Origin of the sequence: Streptomyces sp. HP-A2021 (genome assembly GCF_022807935.1) — a bacterium.
GTDB lineage: Bacteria > Actinomycetota > Actinomycetes > Streptomycetales > Streptomycetaceae > Streptomyces > Streptomyces afghaniensis.
On the sequence record NZ_CP094344.1, the window covers coordinates 9,059,854 to 9,075,577 of the forward strand.

Genomic DNA, 15,724 nt, shown 5'->3' on the forward strand with positions numbered 1-15,724 from the left:
CTCGTCGTCTCCTCGCTGAGACCGTGCTCCACGGGCGACGATACCGAGCGGTATGCGCGACGGCGGATCAGGGGCGGACCGCCGCGTCCAGGAGGCGGGCCAGTTCGCGCGGTTGCGAGAACATCGGCCAGTGGCCGGTGTCCAGCTCCACCAGCTCCCAGCTGTCGCTCTTGAGCAGCTCGGCCACCGCCGGCATCGGCTCGTCCCCGTCGAGGAGGCACTTCACATACGTCGCCGGGAGCTCGGCCAACGGACGGGTGAGCACGGCCGGTTCGGTGAGTGCGGCGCCCGGATGCGGGGAACCGTCGACGATCCGGGCGATCTGCTCGTCCGTCAGCCCCTGCCCCGCGTACTCCGGCGCGCCGAGCGGCGGCCAGAACCCGTCGTGCTCTGCGATCGACTGCCGAACGTGCTCGCTCGGCCAGCCCGACAGGAACGACTCCCCGTCCACGGGCACGTTCGCGTCGACGAACACCACGCGCCGCAGCCGGTCCCCGATCCGCTCGGCGGCCTGCCCCACCGGTATGCCCGCGTAGCTGTGCCCCACGAGGACGACGTCGCGCAGGGCGAGGCGCTCCACCTCGCCGACGATGTCCCGCACGTGCGTCTGCTGCCCGGCCGCCACACCCTGCTTCTCGGCGAGGCCCGACAGCGTCAGCGGATGGACGTCATGCCCGGCGCCGCGCAGCTCCGCGGCCACCTCGTCCCACGCCCACGCCCCGAGCCATGTCCCTGCCACCAGTACGAAGTTGGTCATGCCGGCAACCTAGCCGAAGGGTCTGACAACGCCCCCTCGGCGCCGGGCCCGGTGATCGGCGGCACCGGCGCCTCGACGGTCCTGGCCAGCCGTGCGCCCTCGGGCCCGTACACCGCCCGGGGTTCGGGGAACAGCCACAGCAACGTCAGGAACAGCACCGCCGCCACGACCAGCGACACGGGCAGTCCGATGTCGACGCCGTTCGCGAGGTCGCCGAGCGGCCCGACGAACTGCCCGGGCATGTTGGTGAAGAGCACGCCGGTCAGCGCCGAGATCCACCAGGCGGTCATGCCCCGCCAGTTCCAGCCGTGCGCGAACCAGTAACGGCCGCCGCGCTGGCGGCGGTTGAAGACCTGGAGCGCCTCCGGGTCGTACCAGCCGCGCCGGGTCCAGTAGCCCAGCATCATCACGACCATCCACGGCGTGGTGCAGGTGATGATCACTGTGGCGAAGGTGGAGATGGACCGGACGAGGTCGAGCCCGAACCGGCCGGCGAAGATGAACCCGGTCGACAACGTACCGACCAGCAATGTCGCCTGGACCCGGGACAGCCTCGGGAACACCGACGAGAAGTCGAGCCCGGTCCCGTACAGCGCCGTCGTGCCCGTCGCCATGCCGCCGATCAGCGCGAGCAGGCAGACCGGCAGGAAGAACCAGCCCGGCGAGATCGCGAGCAGGCCGCCCACGAAGTCGGGGGCCGCCGGATCGACGTACTGCGGCGCCTTGTCCGCGATGATGCTCGCCGTCGTCAGGCCGAACAGGAACGGCAGCAGTGTCGCGAGCTGCGACAGGAACGCGGCCCCCATCACTTTCCGGCGCGAGGTGCTCGCCGGGATGTAGCGCGACCAGTCGCCGAGGAACGCCCCGAACGACACCGGGTTCGACAGCACGATCAGCGCCGCCCCGATGAACGACGGCCAGAACAGGGCCGTCGTCGCCGCGTCCGCCGAGTCGGTGAAGACGCCCGCGTACGAGGGGTCGAAGTCACCCGCGAACGCCACGGCGCCGAGCAGGAACAGCGCGCTCGCCGAAATCACCGCGATCTTGTTGACGAACAGCATGAACCGGAAGCCGTAGACGCACACCGCGAGGACCAGCACCGCGAACGCCGCGTACGCGACGGCGTAGGACAGGTCGCTCCGGTCGAGGCCGAACAGCCGGTGGGCGCCGCCGACCAGGGCGTCGCCGGAGCTCCACACCGAGATGGAGAAGAACGCGACGGCCGTCAGCAGGGAGAGGAACGAGCCGACCACGCGGCCGTGCACGCCCAGGTGCGCCGACGACGACACGGCGTTGTTGGTGCCGTTGACCGGGCCGAACACCGCCATCGGGCACAGGATCAGCGCGCCCGCGACGACGCCGAGGAGCGTGGCCGCGAGGCCCTGCCGGAAGGAGAGGCCGAACAGGATCGGGAAGGCGCCGAGGACGCAGGTGGAAAAGGTGTTGGCGCCGCCGAAGGCGAGCCGGAACAGGTCCAGCGGGGTGGCGGTGCGCTCGGCGTCGGGGATGCGGTCGACACCGTGGGTCTCGACCTCCGTCAGGGACGGGGGAGACGCGGCGGGGGAGGGGAGGTCGGCGCCCGGGGGACGTTCGGCCGGCGAGGACAAGAGGGCTCCAGCGGGGACGGGGCGGTGGAGCGCGGGATGGCGCGGCGGCAAGCGGACGGCCGCTCGCCGGCGCGAGGGTGTGCGACGGCGTGCGGATCCCGTCCTCTGGGGTGCTGCCGACGGTAGGGCGCCGCGGGCGGGCGACACCAGAGGACGGTTCATCCATTCTCGGTGCTGTGAGTGGACCAATCCTCCACTCTGTGGTCACTCCTCGTCATCCGTGTGCTCAGCGTGATCCGCTTGATCCGGCTCGGCGTCCGGTCCCTGGGCCCGGACCCGCTGCACGTGTTCCAGGGAGTCGCGCAACTCCGCGAGCCAGTCGTCGGTGTGGCGCTGGACCAGGCGCACGCACCAGGCCAGCGCGTCACTGCGGCTGCGGGCGACGCCGCCGGCGATCAGGGTGTCGAGGACCTGGCGCTCCGGCTGGCGCAGCCGCGTCATGACGGGTGCGGCCACGTGCGTGAAGAGCGTCCGCCGCCCGCCGCACTCCACACCCCAGGACACCTTCCGGCGGAACCGGTGCTCGGCCTCCCGGGCCACGGCCATCCGGTCCTCACGCGTGCGTTCCCGGAAATCCTGCACCCGGCTCTCCAGGGCCGCCTCCCGCTCGGCGGCCGGGGCGTCCTCGGCCAGCCGCGGTTCGGGGATGCGGCCGATGACGGTGATCTCCTCGCGGTCGACCGTGACCTCGGTCAGTTCCTCGAAGAGGTCGTCCGGAAGGCGGCCGGCGAACCAGCCGCGCAGTTTCTCTCGCTGCTCTGTCGTAATCATGTAATGACGATTACTCGACCCGAGCATGAACACAAGGGGCAACAAAGCAGTCGGCCGAGAGCGGAATCGGAATGTTTCAGGCCTATTAACGAGCATGCGGGAATCGGCCATCTGGCCGCTTCGTGTCCCTGTGGCCCGTGCGGTTACGGGCTTCGCGCGGGCGGATTCCGTAACTTCGCGCCACTGATTCAATACGCAAGGTTACTGAAACCCGTGGGGTCGATGTGTGCTTCGGCGGCGGACTCGGCAGACTCGCGTTCGCCGTCCCGGGCACCGACCGAGCACGGGCCGGCACACCCTGTAATCGAGCGGAAGGATGCACACAATGCGGAACACCGCGCGCTGGGCCATGACCCTCGGACTGACGGCCACCGCCGTCTGCGGACCCCTCACCGGGGCCGCCCTCGCCACTCCGGGTCAGGCCCCCACCGCGCTCTACGCCCCGTCGGCCCTCGTCCTCACGGTGGGCCACGGTGAGAGCGCGGCCGCCGCGACTCCGGAACGCGCGGTCACCCTGACCTGTGCCCCGACGCCCTCCGGCACGCACCCGGTCGCCGGCTCCGCCTGCGCGGAACTGCGCGGCGTCGGCGGCGACATCCACGCCCTGACCGCGAGGGACGGCGTGATGTGCACCAAGCAGTACGACCCGGTGGTCGTCACCGTCGACGGTGTCTGGCAGGGCCAGCGGGTCTCGTACGAGCGCACGTTCTCCAACGAGTGCGTGAAGAACGCCTACGGTTCCGGCGTCTTCGCGTTCTGAGGGACCGGGATCGCGCTGTTCCCGTGAGGTACAGCGGTTCGAGGCTGGGGAGCCGGGCCGCTGTCGCGGGGACCTGCGATCTCGTACAAGGGGGCCGGCGGGCGGAGTGGGGCCATCCGCCGGCCCCTGGACTCACCGGCCACCGCGCACCGGGCTCAGGCCCGGTCGCGGTGGCTCGTGTCGCACCAGGGGTAGCGGCGGCTGCGGCGGCAGGTGCACAGGGCCACGCGGAAGCGGTCCGAGGTGACGACGGAACCGTCCTCCAGCTCCACCTCGACCGGGCCCTCCATCAGCAGCGGGCCCTTGCGCTGGACCGTGACGCGGCGCGGCTCCGCGGACCGGTCAGACGGGGAGTTCGGCACGGACGACCACCAGCTCTTCCTTGTTCTCGGCGGCGGACAGCAGCCCCCGCTCCCGCAGCCAGCGTTCCCGGCCGCGCAGCACCGGGCCGAACGCGATCCGCCGCCGGCACGTCACCGCGGCCTTCAGGCCCGACGAGCGCAGATGGCCGACGGTCAGGTCCGGGCCGCTGAGCGCGGACTGCACCAGCAGCAGCACCCCGCCCGGACGCAGCAGGTCAGGTGCCTCCCGGCAGATCCGGTCCACGACCAGCCGTCCGTCGCCGCCCGCGTCCCAGGCACGGGCCGCGCCACGCGGCCGCCCGGTGCCGTCCGGCGCCGGCACGTACGGCGGGTTCGCCAGGACCAGGTCGAACGACTCGCCACGCACCGGATCGAAGAGGTTCCCGTGCCGGATGCGGACCGGGAACCCCGCCCGCACGGCGTTCAGCCGTGCGGCCCACACCGCCCTGCGGGACACGTCCACCGCGGTCACACGGAAACCCCGGCGCGCGGCCTCCAGGGCCAGGGCACCGGTGCCGGTGCCGACGTCCAGGACCTCCGCGCCGGGCGGCAACGGCTCGTCGGACAGGGCACCGGCCAGCAGCTCGGTGTCCTCCTGCGGGGCGTACACGCCCGGGGGTACCAGTGGGTTCACGGCGCTCGGGTACCCGGGTATTCAGGAGATATGGGTGGTTTCACGCTCAAGCGGTGCACACAATGACGAACGTGACGCACGCCAGTCGGCGAGCAGCCGGGCGCCGAAGCGGTCCTCGACGAACCCGGTGGCATCGATCCCGAATGCGACATCCGGGGCGAGGTGCGGCTCGGCCTCCAGCAGACCGCCGATGACCTCGTGGCGCACCACCTGCTCGTGCACCGCGTCGGCCTCGACGTGCTCGTCGTAGAAGTGCTCGGCCGCCCGCCCGGCGCCGGTGCGGCGCATCGCCTCGGCAAGCCGCCGCGAACCCGGCGACGAGGTGATCTCGACCGTCGCGAAGTGGCCGACCAGGCCGCCCCTGAGTGCCCGGTGCAGGCCGAAGAGGGACATGAGGTTCACCGTGACCAGGGCTTCCGCGGACGCCGCGTCGAGATAGCGGCCGTACGTGGTGTCCAGGCCCAGGTCCGTCATCAGGTCGGCGAACAGCCGGGCGTGCACGCGCTCGGCTCGGCCACCGCCCCACTCGTCGAACTCCACCGCAGCCATTCCCGCCTTCGCCCGGCCCCACAGCCGCGGCAGCACCCAGGCGTGCGGGTCCGCCTCCTTGAGGTGGTACAGGGAGCGCTGGGCCGCGTACTCGCGCAGGTGCCACAGCTCGCCCTCGTCGCGCAGGAAGTGGCTGACGCCCGTGCCGTCGACGGGCTCGACCAGGAGGTCCGCCAGCGCCTCGTCCACGCTGTCGTGGACCCGGGCGTCGGAGCGCAGGGCGGACAGGAAGCGGTGCTCCAGGGCCGCCCGGGTGCGCAGCAGCTCCGGGTCCCACTCGTGGTCGGGGGACACCCCCGCGAACCCGCGGTAGTGCAGCTCGTAGCACAGGTACAGGGCCAGCTGGAGATCCTCGCCGTACACCGCGGCCCTGGCGACGTCCTCGAGGCGGGGCAGCCGGCCCGCGCCCCGCAGGTAGTCCTCCACGCCCCCGCTCAGCGGGCCGCGCGGGGCGGGCAGTGCCGGTTCTCCACGGTCGTGCTCCATGCGCGCCGGGTACCCGGCCGGCGTCCGGAGTCACCTACCCGCGTAGTTCCTGCGCGGAAGAGGGACTCGGGCAGGCCATGAAGGGGCCGGACCGGGCCCGGCCCCCTCCGCTCAGTCCCCGTGGGACTCGTCCTGGGCGCGCCTGTTGGGGGTGATGGCCTCTCCGGCCTCGCCCCGGTGGCGTCGCTGCTCGGCGGAGTCCTGCGTGCGGTTCTCGGCCTCCTCGATCTCGCGCAGGACCTCCTCCAGCGCCGTCTCGGGCTTCTTGTCGGAGCCGTCGTGGTTGTTGTCCTGGGACACGGGGGTCTCCTTTCTGCGTTCGGTGTGTCCGCTGCCGTCTGCCGGCGATCAGGTGGAGGCGGTGGCGATGCGCAGCGGCACCGGGTCGGGAGGGGCCGCCTCCTCGGTGCGGCGGGTGACCTCCGCCCACCAGGCCGGGCCGTCCTCGATGTGCCGCAGCAGCACGCCCTCGCGGATCGCCCAGGGGCAGACCGTGACGGACCTGAGGCCGGTCAGTTTCATCGCGGTGTGCGCGACCACCGCCCCGGCCAGGCTCTGCGCGGCCCGCGGGGCGGAGATGCCGGGCAGCAGCGCGCGTTCGGCGGCGGGCAGGGCGGCCAGCCGCGGAATCGCCTCCCGCAGCGCCGAGCGGTGCAACTGCCGGTCCACGAACGGGCCGTGGCGTCCGGGCGCCGTACCGCACAGCCGTCCCAGCTGCTGGAAGGTGCGTGAGGTGGCGACCGCGGTGCGCGGGCCCTCCCAGCGGATCCGCGCCGCGACGTCCCGCAGCTGGTGGCGGACCTTGCGGCGCAGTGCCCGCACCCGCTCCGGCGACGGCGGGTCCTCGTCCTGGAAGAACTCGTGCGTGAGCCGCCCCGCGCCCAGCGGCAGCGAGGCCACGAAGTCGGGCAACCGGCCGCGCCCGAAGGCGACTTCGAGCGAGCCGCCGCCGATGTCGAGCAGGGCGAGCGGCCCCGACCGCCAGCCCATCCAGCGCCGGGCCCCGAGGAACGTCAGTTCCGCCTCGACCTCGCCCGGCAGGGTGCACAGGTCCACGCCGGTACGGGCCCGGACGGTGTGCAGCACCTCGTGCCGGTTCGACGCGCCGCGCACCACGGCGGTCGCGAACGCCGGTGGGGGCGCCGCGCCCCACCGGGCGGCGGTCCGGCTCGCCTCGGCGACCGCGTGCACCAGCTGTTCGACGGCCTGCTCAGGGATGGGTCCCCCCGGTGTGACCTGCTCGGACAGCCTGAGCCGCCACTTGGCGGTGTGCACCGGAAGCGGTACGCCGCCGTCCGCGTCCGCGACCACCAGTCTGACCGTGTTCGATCCCACGTCCACCACGCTGATTCGCATGGGCCGTGGGTACCCACTTCCGGCAGAGCCCAACGGTCAGGGCCCCGGGGTACGGCGAAGTCACGCCACCGGGCGGAGGGGGCATCCTCACGCCATCTGGCGCCGCACCAGCTCGTGCAGCCGGCCGCCGGTGTCGGCGAGCAGCTGGGCGGGCGGGCCCTGCTGGACGACCTTGCCGTCCTCCATCACCACGACCCGGTCGGCGTCCATCACGGTCGACAGCCGGTGGGCGATGACGATCCGGGTGGCGTTGAGGGCCTTGGTGCTCTCGATGACCGTGCGCTGGGTCTCGTTGTCGAGGGCGCTGGTCGCCTCGTCGAAGAAGAGGATGCGCGGCCGGCGGATCAGCGCCTGGGCGATCATCAGCCGCTGGCGCTGGCCGCCGGAGACGGCGCCGCTGCCCGAGACGATGGTGTGCAGGCCCATCGGCATCCGCTTGATGTCCTCGGCGAGCCCGGCCATCTCGGCCGCCGCCATCGCCTCCTCCGGCGTGTACGGCTCGGTGCCGCAGATCACGTCCAGGATCGAACCGGTGAACGGCTGCGCGTGCTGGAGCACCACACCGCACTGGCGGCGCACCGCCGACTGGTCCAGCGCGGCCAGGTCCTGACCGTCGTACAGGACGCTGCCCGACACCGGGCGGTCGAAGCCGATCAGCAGGCGCAGCAGCGTCGACTTGCCGCAGCCGCTCGGGCCGACGACCGCGACGAACTCGCCCGGCCGCACCTCGAACGACACGTCGTCCAGCACCAGCGGACCATCGTCCGAGTAACGGAAGGACAGCCGCCGCGCCTCGAGCGCCCCGGACAGCGGGCCCGGACGCGTGCTCGCCGTGCGCACCTCCGGCGTCGCGTCCAACACCGGCTTGATCTCTTCGAACAGCGGCAGCGCCGCCACGGCCGAGACGAACGCGCCCGTCAGCTGGGTCACCGAGGTCAGCACCATCGTCACCGAGGTGTTGAAGGTGAGGAACGCGGCCGCCGACATCGAGCCCCGGGCCGGACCCGCCAGCAGCATGAACATCAGCAGCGTGCACAGCGGCAGGTACACCGCGCCCAGCACCGACGTGAGGTTCTTGATGCGGCCGACCTTCTGCTGGAGCTCACGGCTGCGCGCGAACTGGGACGCCCACGCGGCGTACGCGTAGTTCTCGGCGGCGGCCACCCGCAGCTTGGGCAGACCGCGCAGCGTCTGGAACGCCTGGTTGTTCAGCTTGTTGCTGAGCACGACCAGTCGCCGCTGCCACCGCACCTGCCACAGCCCGAGCCCCAGGAACACGGCCGCGATGACCACGAGCATGCCGATCGCGGCCATCGCCATCGGCACGCTGAACCACAGCAGCAGCCCCAGGTTCATCGCCCCGACCGTCACCGACTGGGCGACCGTCGGCCCGACGCCCGCGAGCAGTCTGCGGATCGAGCTGATGCCCATGGCCGCGCTGGCCAGTTCGCCGGTGGAGCGCTCGGTGAAGAACCTCGTCGGCAGCCTGAGCAGCCGGTCCCACACGGCCGGCTGGAGCGTGGCCTCGACCCGGCCCTCCAGCCGCAGGATGGTGAGGTTCTGCAACAACATGAAGGCCGCCGACACCACGCTGCTGAGCATCACCGCCATACAGACCTGCACGATGAGGTCCGTCTGCGCCTTCGGCACGAACTCGCCCAGCACCTTGCCGGTCGCGATGGGCACCAGGGCGCCGATCGCCACCGTGACCAGTCCGCTGAGCAGCAGCCCCGTCAGGTCCCCGCGCGTGCCCTGCATGCAGAACCGCAGCAGCCTCAGCGGGCTGAGACCGCGCTCGGGCAGCGGGCGGTAGAACATCACCGCGCGCGGCTCGAACTCGTCGGCGTTGGCCTTCTCGATCGGCGTCTCACGGCCGGTGGACGGATGGACGGCGACGTATCCGCCGCGCCGCCACAGCAGCGCCACCGGCGCGCCGGACAGGGCCCGGTGACCGACCAGCGGCCCGACGTTGTCCCGCCACCAGCGGCCGTCCAGGCGCACGGCCCGGGTGCGGACGCGGGAGGCCAGCGCCACCTGCTCGACCGGGTCGAGGCGGTCGCCGCCCGTGCCCTTCTGGGTGGGCTCGGTGAGGCTGATCCCGGCCGCCTGCGCGACGAGCTTGCACGCCGCGTACGTGGCGTCGGCGTCGGCCGAGGTCGTGCGCTTCGACGACCGCTTGCCGATGGAGGCGAGCAGGGTCCGGTCGGCCTGGGCGCGCACCGCCTCACCGGCCTTGATGCCCTCGGCCGTGCGCGACTCGTGGGTGCGCTCCAGCTGCTCGATCCAGCGGTCCAGCGTGGTGAGCAGCCGGTACTGCTGGTCGACCATGCTCTGCCACAGCGCCGGGTCCATCAGCAGGTCGGCCGCGGCCTCCGCGCCGTACAGCGAGCCGTACTGCACGCTGCCCGGCGGCACCTGCATCCAGAACACGTCGTCGTCCGTGGGCGCGGCGGCCCGCTCGGTGGCCATCGGCGCCTGGAAGAGGATCGACAGGCTGCGGCCGACGCCCAGGGCGAGGGCGTACTCCAGCGGGCTCGTCGTCGGCGGCACGTACTGCGGGTTGCCGTACTCGTCGTACGACCAGGTGGCGGTGTTGGCGGGCTGGTACAGCTCGCGCAGGCCGATGCGGTGCACCACGCAGTCCCGCAGCGGGCGGGCCACCAGCGTGTGCTGGGGTCCCGGCACCGGCCCGAGCACCAGCGAGCCCGCCTCCAGGCGGCCCAGGTGGTGCCAGTGGCCCTGCTGGCCGGCGTCCACCGCGAACAGGTCGACGGCACCCGAGGCGACCAGCCACAGCACCTGCGGACCTTCCAGATCGAGGCGGTTGAACCCGGCGCAGTCGATGCGCGAGCCCATCTGCCCGAACGCGTTGAGGACGAGGTCGCCCTCGTGTCCCTGAACGGCCGTCATCTCACCGCTCCCTGACCAGTGCCGCGTACGCTCCGCCGCGCGCCACCAGGTCCTCGTGCCGTCCCCGCTCCACGACCGTGCCGTGCTGGAGGACGACGATCTCGTCGCTGTCGCGGACGGTGCTGAGCCGGTGGGCGATCACCACACAGGCACAGCCGCGCCTGCGCAGGTTGTCCATGACGACCAGCTCGGTCTCCGCGTCCAGCGCGCTCGTCACCTCGTCGAGCACCAGGATGCTCGGCCGGCGCACCAGCGCCCGCGCGATCTCCAGGCGCTGGCGCTGCCCGCCGGAGAAGTTGCGCCCGTCCTGCTCGACCTTGCTGTGGATGCCGCCGGGGCGCCGCGTGATCACGTCGAGCAGGGCGGCGTCCCGCAGCGCGTCCTCCACTGCCTCGTCCGGGATGGACGGGTCCCACAGCGCCACGTTGTCGCGGACCGTGCCCTCGAAGAGGAACACGTCCTGGTCGACGAAGGAGACGGAGGCGGCCAGCGCCCCGCGCGGGATGTCCTCGATGCGCTGCCCGTCGATGCGGATCACGCCCTCCCACGGCGCGTACAGACCGGAGATCAGCCTGGACACCGTGGACTTGCCGCTTCCGGACCCGCCGACCAGCGCGACCTGCTGCCCGGGACCGACGGTGAGGTCGAAGCCGGTGAGCAGCGGCTTGTCGAGCGGGCTGTAGCCGAAGGTGATGTTCTCCAGCTCGACATGGCCCTGCAGACGGCGCGTCGACTCGCCGGACTCGGGGCGGCCGTAGAGCGGATCGGCCTTGAAGTTCTCCACGTCCTTCAGCCGCGCCACGTCGGCCGCGAAGTCCTGGATGCGGCCCGCGACGCCGTTGAGCCGGGTCAGCGGGGCGGTGAACCGGGTGACCAGGGCCTGGAAGGCGACCAGCAGACCGACCGAGATGTGGCCCTCGATCGCCCGCATGCCGCCGATCCAGAGGATCAGCGCGCTGTTGAGGGTGGCCAGCGTCGGCGCGACCACGCCCAGCCAGGCGCTCGGCACACCGAGCCGCTGCTGCTCCTCCAGCGTGGTGGCGTGCTGCCCGGCCCACTTGCGGAAGTAGCCGTCCTCGCCGCCGGTCGCCTTCATCGTCTCGATCAGCTGAAGGCCGGTGTAGGCGGTGTTGGTGAGCCGGGCCGTGTCGGCGCGCAGCTTCGCCGTGCGCGTGGCCCGCAGCCGGATGACGACCCGCATGGCCACGACGTTCAGCAGCGCCACGCCGATGCCCACGAACGTCAGCTGCGGGTCGTACGTGTACAGCAGTACCGCGTACAGGACGACGACGACCGCGTCCACGCCCGCCGCCGCGAGGTCGCGGGACAGGGTCTCGGCGACCGCGTCGTTGGACTGCAGCCGCTGCACCAGGTCGGCCGGGCTGCGCTGGGAGAAGAACGTCACCGGCAGCCGCAGCAGATGGCGCAGGAAGCGGGCGCTGGAGAGGGTCGAGGAGATGATGCGGCCGTGCAGCAGGTTGGCCTGCTGGAGCCAGGTGAGGAGGACGGTGAGCAGGACGCACGCCGCCATCGCCGTGAACAGCGTCGGCAGCAGTGAGGTCTGGTTGCCGATCAGGAACTCGTCGATGTAGGTGCGGCTGAGCGCGGGCACCGCCGCGCCGACCGCCACCAGCAGCAGACTCGCCAGGACGGCGGCGGGCATCGTGCCCGCGGTGCCACGCAGCCGGGCGGGCATGGCGCCCAGGATGCCGGGCTTGCGGCCGCCCCGGGTGAAGTCCTCGCCGGGTTCCATGACCAGCACGACACCGGTGAAGCTGCCGTCGAAGTCCTCCATGGGGACGAAGCGGCGGCCCTTGCCGGGGTCGTTGATGTAGACGCCACGGCGGCCGAAGCGGCGGCCCATGCCGTCGTAGACGACGTAGTGGTTGAACTCCCAGAACAGGATGGCCGGCGACTTCACCTCGGCGAGGGCGGCCAGGTCCATCTGCATGCCCTTGGCCGTCAGGCCGTAACTGCGGGCCGCCTTGAGGAGGTTGCTGGCGCGCGAGCCGTCGCGGGAGACGCCGCAGGCGATCCGCAGCTCCTCCAGCGGGACGTGCTTGCCGTAGTGGCCGAGCACCATCGCCAGGGAGGCGGCGCCGCACTCCACGGCCTCCATCTGGAGCACGGTGGGTGTGCGGACGGTCTTGGCCGCGGCCTTGGGAACCTTGCGCTTGGGCGGGGCGGCGCGGCGCCGGCCCCGGGTGTCCGGTGCGGTCGCGGTCACGGCAGCAGCCAGTCGACGGGACGCTGGTCGGCCAGCCGGATCGACCCCGATGCCAGCGTCATGGAGTTCAGCTTGAACGGCGGCCCGTCCGCGGACGACCACTTGTAACCGCTCTTCGTGGCGGAGGACTTGTCCAGCCGGACCGTCACGGCCACCGGCCTGCCCTTCTTCGTGAACTGCTCGCCCAGCTGGCTGTCCCCGAGGAACGCGGCGATCTGCTGCGGGGACTGGGCCGAGCGGTCCACCGACTTCACATGGCCGCGCAGTACGCCGTACTCCTGGGTCGGCACCGACTGCACGGTCAGGTCGACGGCGGCGTCGTCAGGGATCGAGGCGGCGTTCTCGGCGGGGACGTAGACCGTCGCGTACAGCGCGTCCTTGGTGTGGGCGACCTTCTCGACGGAGGCGACGTTCGCGCCGGTCTGGATGATCTGCCCGACGGTCGCGGCGAGCGCGGAGACACGGCCCGCGTCGAGCGTGCGGACGACGGTTTCGCCCTTGGGCGTACGGACCTTGAGCACCGGGGAGTCGGCCGGCAGCGTCTCGCCCTGCTTCGCGAGCACCGCGGTGACCTGGCCCGCGACGGGGCTCTGCAGGAGGTAACTGCCCTGCCCGTGCGTGAGGATGGCGGGTGCGCTGACCGTGGAGGTCACCGAGCCGGTCACCGCCCACACCGAGGCGGCCGCCATCGCGACGACCGTCACCGAGAGCACCAGCCAGCCCTGCGGGCGGGCGAAACGCACCGGAAGGTCGAGTTCCTCCGGTGACTGGAGCTTGGCGAGGGCCTGTTGGCGGAACTGCAAGGAACTTCCCTCACCCGTAGAAGAGGTTCTTACGGCCGCAGCAGAAGCTGCTACGGCACCCGAAGATCCCGGAACCGCCGGCTGCGGCTCCGGGAGTCAACGGCACTGGGGCTCGATCAGAGACCGGAGACCAGGTTGGTGACCGGGGCCGTGTTCAGGCCGGTGACGCCCTCGACCGTGCCGACGGCGGTGTCGACCAGGCCGGAAACCGGAGCGATGCCGTCGACGGTGTCGGTGACGGTGTTGACAGCGTTCACGGACAGGCCGCCGGAGATGGCGTCGAGCTGGGCGTCAGCGATCTCGACGGTCTCAACCTGGGGGGTGGAGTTCATGATGGAACTTCCCTTCGTATGGATATCTCACAAGGGGGGAGCGGCCCCCTCTGGGGACAGATGACGGCCGCGACCGCGGGTGCCGGACTCTCGTTTCCGAGTGCCCTGTGCGGCCCCCGCGGTGCGATGGATCAAAGCACGCTGCGGGCGCGGGCTTCCAATCAACCAGCCGTCTCACCAGGCAACTTGCGCCCCAGCCGCACCGAAGCGTGCAGGTCTGCGCACGCCTTCGTGGCCAGTTCTTCACATGCGCCACGGCATCGGCTCATCCGGCCCCTTGTTCCGGGGGGCGGCGAATCCGGCACTCCCGCCCCAAAGGCATGACCGACGCGGTCGGCGCGATGCCAACCCTCGACTCGGTGACCGGGTTGAGCATTCGGTGTGCAGATTCACTGAAGGTGGGATTCGACTCCGCGATCACAACAGATCGTTTCCAGACGGATACGGATCGTGTTCGTTCGGCGGGTCGTCACTGGAGCTGTGGCTGAAACGCCGTCATCCGGCCATGGGTGGTCGTGGGCCGTCGCGCGTCACCTTCTCCGGAGTGCCGCTGCGACCAGGACCGTCGCAGACCGTGCGGTCGGTGCGCGGGCGGCGGGAGTTGGCTGATTCCGCGATGCGAACGGATCACTTGCAAACGGAATTGAACGCCTCAGGAAGCCCGTGCGTACCAACAGCCATCCAGGCGCCCCCAAAGCTGCCGGACGGCGGCACCTACTCCGTTCCCCAGGAGGAGAGAAGTTTGAGTCACAAGCGAATTCCGAAGCGCAAGGCCGCGATAGCGGCGGGCAGCGTGGTGGCGCTCGGCGCGGCCGCGATCCTGCTCCCCAACGCCAACGCCTCGCAGGACGGTTCGTCCGACGACGCGGCGGCCGCGCCGAAGACCCTGAAGGCGGGCGACGCCTCGGATCTCGCCTCGCAGCTCTCCGGGCTCCTCGGTGAGGCGTTCGGCGGCTCCTACTACGACAGCGACAGCCAGCAGCTCGTCGTCAACGTCGTACCGGGCGACAACAACAACGTGGTCGTGCAGGCGAAGGCGGCGGGCGCCAAGGTCCGCGAGGTCGACAACAGCTGGTCGGAGCTCCAGAGCGGGGCGCAGACCCTGAAGTCGGACGCGACCATCGCGGGCACCTCGTGGTCGATCGACCCGGTCACCAACAAGCTCCTGGTGACGGCCGACAGCACCGTGACCGGTGCCAAGTGGGACAGACTGGAGTCCACCGTGCAGAGCCTCGGCTCCGGCATGGCGACCATCAAGAAGTCCGCGGGCACCTTCAAGCCGTTCGTCTCGGGCGGTGACGCCATCTTCGCGGGCGGCTCGCGCTGCTCCCTCGGCTTCAACGTCACGGCGGGCGACGGCTCGCCGGCCTTCCTGACGGCCGGTCACTGCACCCTCGGCGGCAACGAGTGGTCGGACACGCAGGGCGGCCAGCCGATCGCCACCGTCGACCAGTCGACCTTCCCGGGCGACGGCGACTTCGCGCTCGTGAAGTACGACGACCCGGCGACCGAGGCGCCCAGCGAGGTCAACACCGGCGACCAGACCGTCCAGATCACCGAGGCCGCGGAGGCGACCGTCGGCCAGGAGGTCTTCCGGATGGGCAGCACCACCGGGCTCAACGACGGCCAGGTCCTCGGCCTCGACGCCACGGTGAACTACCCGGAGGGCACGGTCACCGGCCTCATCCAGACCAATGTCTGTGCCGAGCCCGGCGACAGCGGCGGCTCGCTGTTCACCCAGGACGGTCTCGCGATCGGCCTGACCTCGGGCGGCAGCGGCGACTGCACGGCCGGCGGGGAGACGTTCTTCCAGCCGGTGACCACCGCCCTGGAGGCGGTCGGCGCGACCCTCGGCGCGGGCGGCGCGGCCGGCGGCGCGGGTGAAGAGGCCGGTGCCGGTGAGGAAGCCGGTGCCGGTGAGGAAGCCGGTGCGGGCGAGGACGCCGGCGCCGGTGAGGAGGCCGGAGCCGGCGCTGGTGCCGGTGCGGGCGAGGAAGCAGGTGCCGGTGAAGAGGCCGGTGCCGGTGCCGGTGAGCAGGCCGGAGGCGAGGAAGCGGGCGCCGGAGCCGGTGCGGGCGCCGGTCAGGACACGGGCCAGGGTGTCGAGGACAACTCCGGTCTGACCGAGTCCCGCTGACCCGAAGACGTCGGCAGCCGGTCCGACGATGCC

14 protein-coding genes are annotated in these 15,724 nt (G+C 71.7%); 2 read left to right on the forward strand and 12 right to left on the reverse strand.

Annotated elements, in window-relative coordinates; translation table 11 throughout:
* Window positions 1-67: 67 nt before the first annotated feature.
* The 3 genes from MQE23_RS40775 to MQE23_RS40785 form a co-directional block, all read right to left on the reverse strand.
* On the reverse strand, window positions 68-757 hold the full coding sequence (locus MQE23_RS40775; RefSeq protein WP_243381814.1) for an alpha/beta fold hydrolase: 690 nt from the start codon (window positions 755-757) through the stop codon (window positions 68-70).
* Window positions 754-2,364: a cytosine permease gene (locus MQE23_RS40780; protein ID WP_020277369.1), complete on the reverse strand. Its 1,611-nt coding sequence runs from the start codon at window positions 2,362-2,364 to the stop codon at window positions 754-756. The genes MQE23_RS40775 and MQE23_RS40780 overlap by 4 nt, the downstream gene beginning before the upstream one ends.
* A 204-nt stretch (window positions 2,365-2,568) precedes the next feature.
* Window positions 2,569-3,135 carry a hypothetical protein gene (locus tag MQE23_RS40785; protein WP_020277370.1) on the reverse strand — a complete coding sequence of 189 codons (567 nt, stop codon included), beginning with the start codon at window positions 3,133-3,135 and terminating at the stop codon, window positions 2,569-2,571.
* Window positions 3,136-3,460: 325 nt separating this feature from the next.
* On the opposite strand from MQE23_RS40785, the gene MQE23_RS40790 reads away from it, so the two are divergent.
* On the forward strand, window positions 3,461-3,895 hold the full coding sequence (locus MQE23_RS40790; protein WP_243381816.1) for a protease inhibitor: 435 nt from the start codon (window positions 3,461-3,463) through the stop codon (window positions 3,893-3,895).
* A 155-nt stretch (window positions 3,896-4,050) separates the two neighbouring features.
* Here the strand turns inward: MQE23_RS40790 and MQE23_RS40795 are convergent, their stop codons facing one another.
* From MQE23_RS40795 to MQE23_RS40835, 9 genes are all read right to left on the reverse strand, one after another.
* A complete protein-coding gene (locus tag MQE23_RS40795; protein ID WP_037667658.1) occupies window positions 4,051-4,257 on the reverse strand; it encodes a CDGSH iron-sulfur domain-containing protein in 207 nt (68 codons plus the stop codon).
* The gene (locus MQE23_RS40800) at window positions 4,238-4,891 is read right to left on the reverse strand and encodes a HemK2/MTQ2 family protein methyltransferase (RefSeq protein ID WP_243381818.1); all 654 of its coding nucleotides are present in this window, start codon (window positions 4,889-4,891) and stop codon (window positions 4,238-4,240) included. The genes MQE23_RS40795 and MQE23_RS40800 overlap by 20 nt, the downstream gene beginning before the upstream one ends.
* A gap of 21 nt (window positions 4,892-4,912) precedes the next feature.
* Entirely contained in the window at window positions 4,913-5,926 is a 1,014-nt protein-coding gene (locus tag MQE23_RS40805) for an iron-containing redox enzyme family protein (RefSeq protein WP_020270756.1), read from the reverse strand.
* Between the two features lie 111 nt (window positions 5,927-6,037).
* The gene (locus tag MQE23_RS40810) at window positions 6,038-6,226 is read right to left on the reverse strand and encodes a hypothetical protein (RefSeq protein ID WP_020270757.1); all 189 of its coding nucleotides are present in this window, start codon (window positions 6,224-6,226) and stop codon (window positions 6,038-6,040) included.
* A 48-nt stretch (window positions 6,227-6,274) separates the two neighbouring features.
* A complete protein-coding gene (locus MQE23_RS40815; RefSeq protein ID WP_037667659.1) occupies window positions 6,275-7,282 on the reverse strand; it encodes a hypothetical protein in 1,008 nt (335 codons plus the stop codon).
* Window positions 7,283-7,369: 87 nt separating this feature from the next.
* Window positions 7,370-10,192, reverse strand: coding sequence for an NHLP bacteriocin export ABC transporter permease/ATPase subunit (locus MQE23_RS40820; protein ID WP_020270759.1), 2,823 nt, complete (start codon window positions 10,190-10,192; stop codon window positions 7,370-7,372).
* Between the two features lies 1 nt (window position 10,193).
* Complete coding sequence (locus tag MQE23_RS40825) at window positions 10,194-12,419, reverse strand: NHLP family bacteriocin export ABC transporter peptidase/permease/ATPase subunit (RefSeq protein ID WP_020270760.1); 2,226 nt, start codon at window positions 12,417-12,419, stop codon at window positions 10,194-10,196.
* Window positions 12,416-13,222 carry an HlyD family efflux transporter periplasmic adaptor subunit gene (locus tag MQE23_RS40830; RefSeq protein WP_243381819.1) on the reverse strand — a complete coding sequence of 269 codons (807 nt, stop codon included), beginning with the start codon at window positions 13,220-13,222 and terminating at the stop codon, window positions 12,416-12,418. The genes MQE23_RS40825 and MQE23_RS40830 overlap by 4 nt, the downstream gene beginning before the upstream one ends.
* Window positions 13,223-13,338: 116 nt before the next feature.
* Window positions 13,339-13,554, reverse strand: coding sequence for a hypothetical protein (locus MQE23_RS40835; RefSeq protein ID WP_020270762.1), 216 nt, complete (start codon window positions 13,552-13,554; stop codon window positions 13,339-13,341).
* A 742-nt stretch (window positions 13,555-14,296) separates the two neighbouring features.
* Between MQE23_RS40835 and MQE23_RS40840 the strand changes: the two genes are divergently transcribed.
* Window positions 14,297-15,691 (forward strand): S1 family peptidase, encoded by a 1,395-nt coding sequence (locus tag MQE23_RS40840; protein WP_051185496.1) that lies wholly within the window; start codon window positions 14,297-14,299, stop codon window positions 15,689-15,691.
* Window positions 15,692-15,724 lie beyond the last annotated feature (33 nt).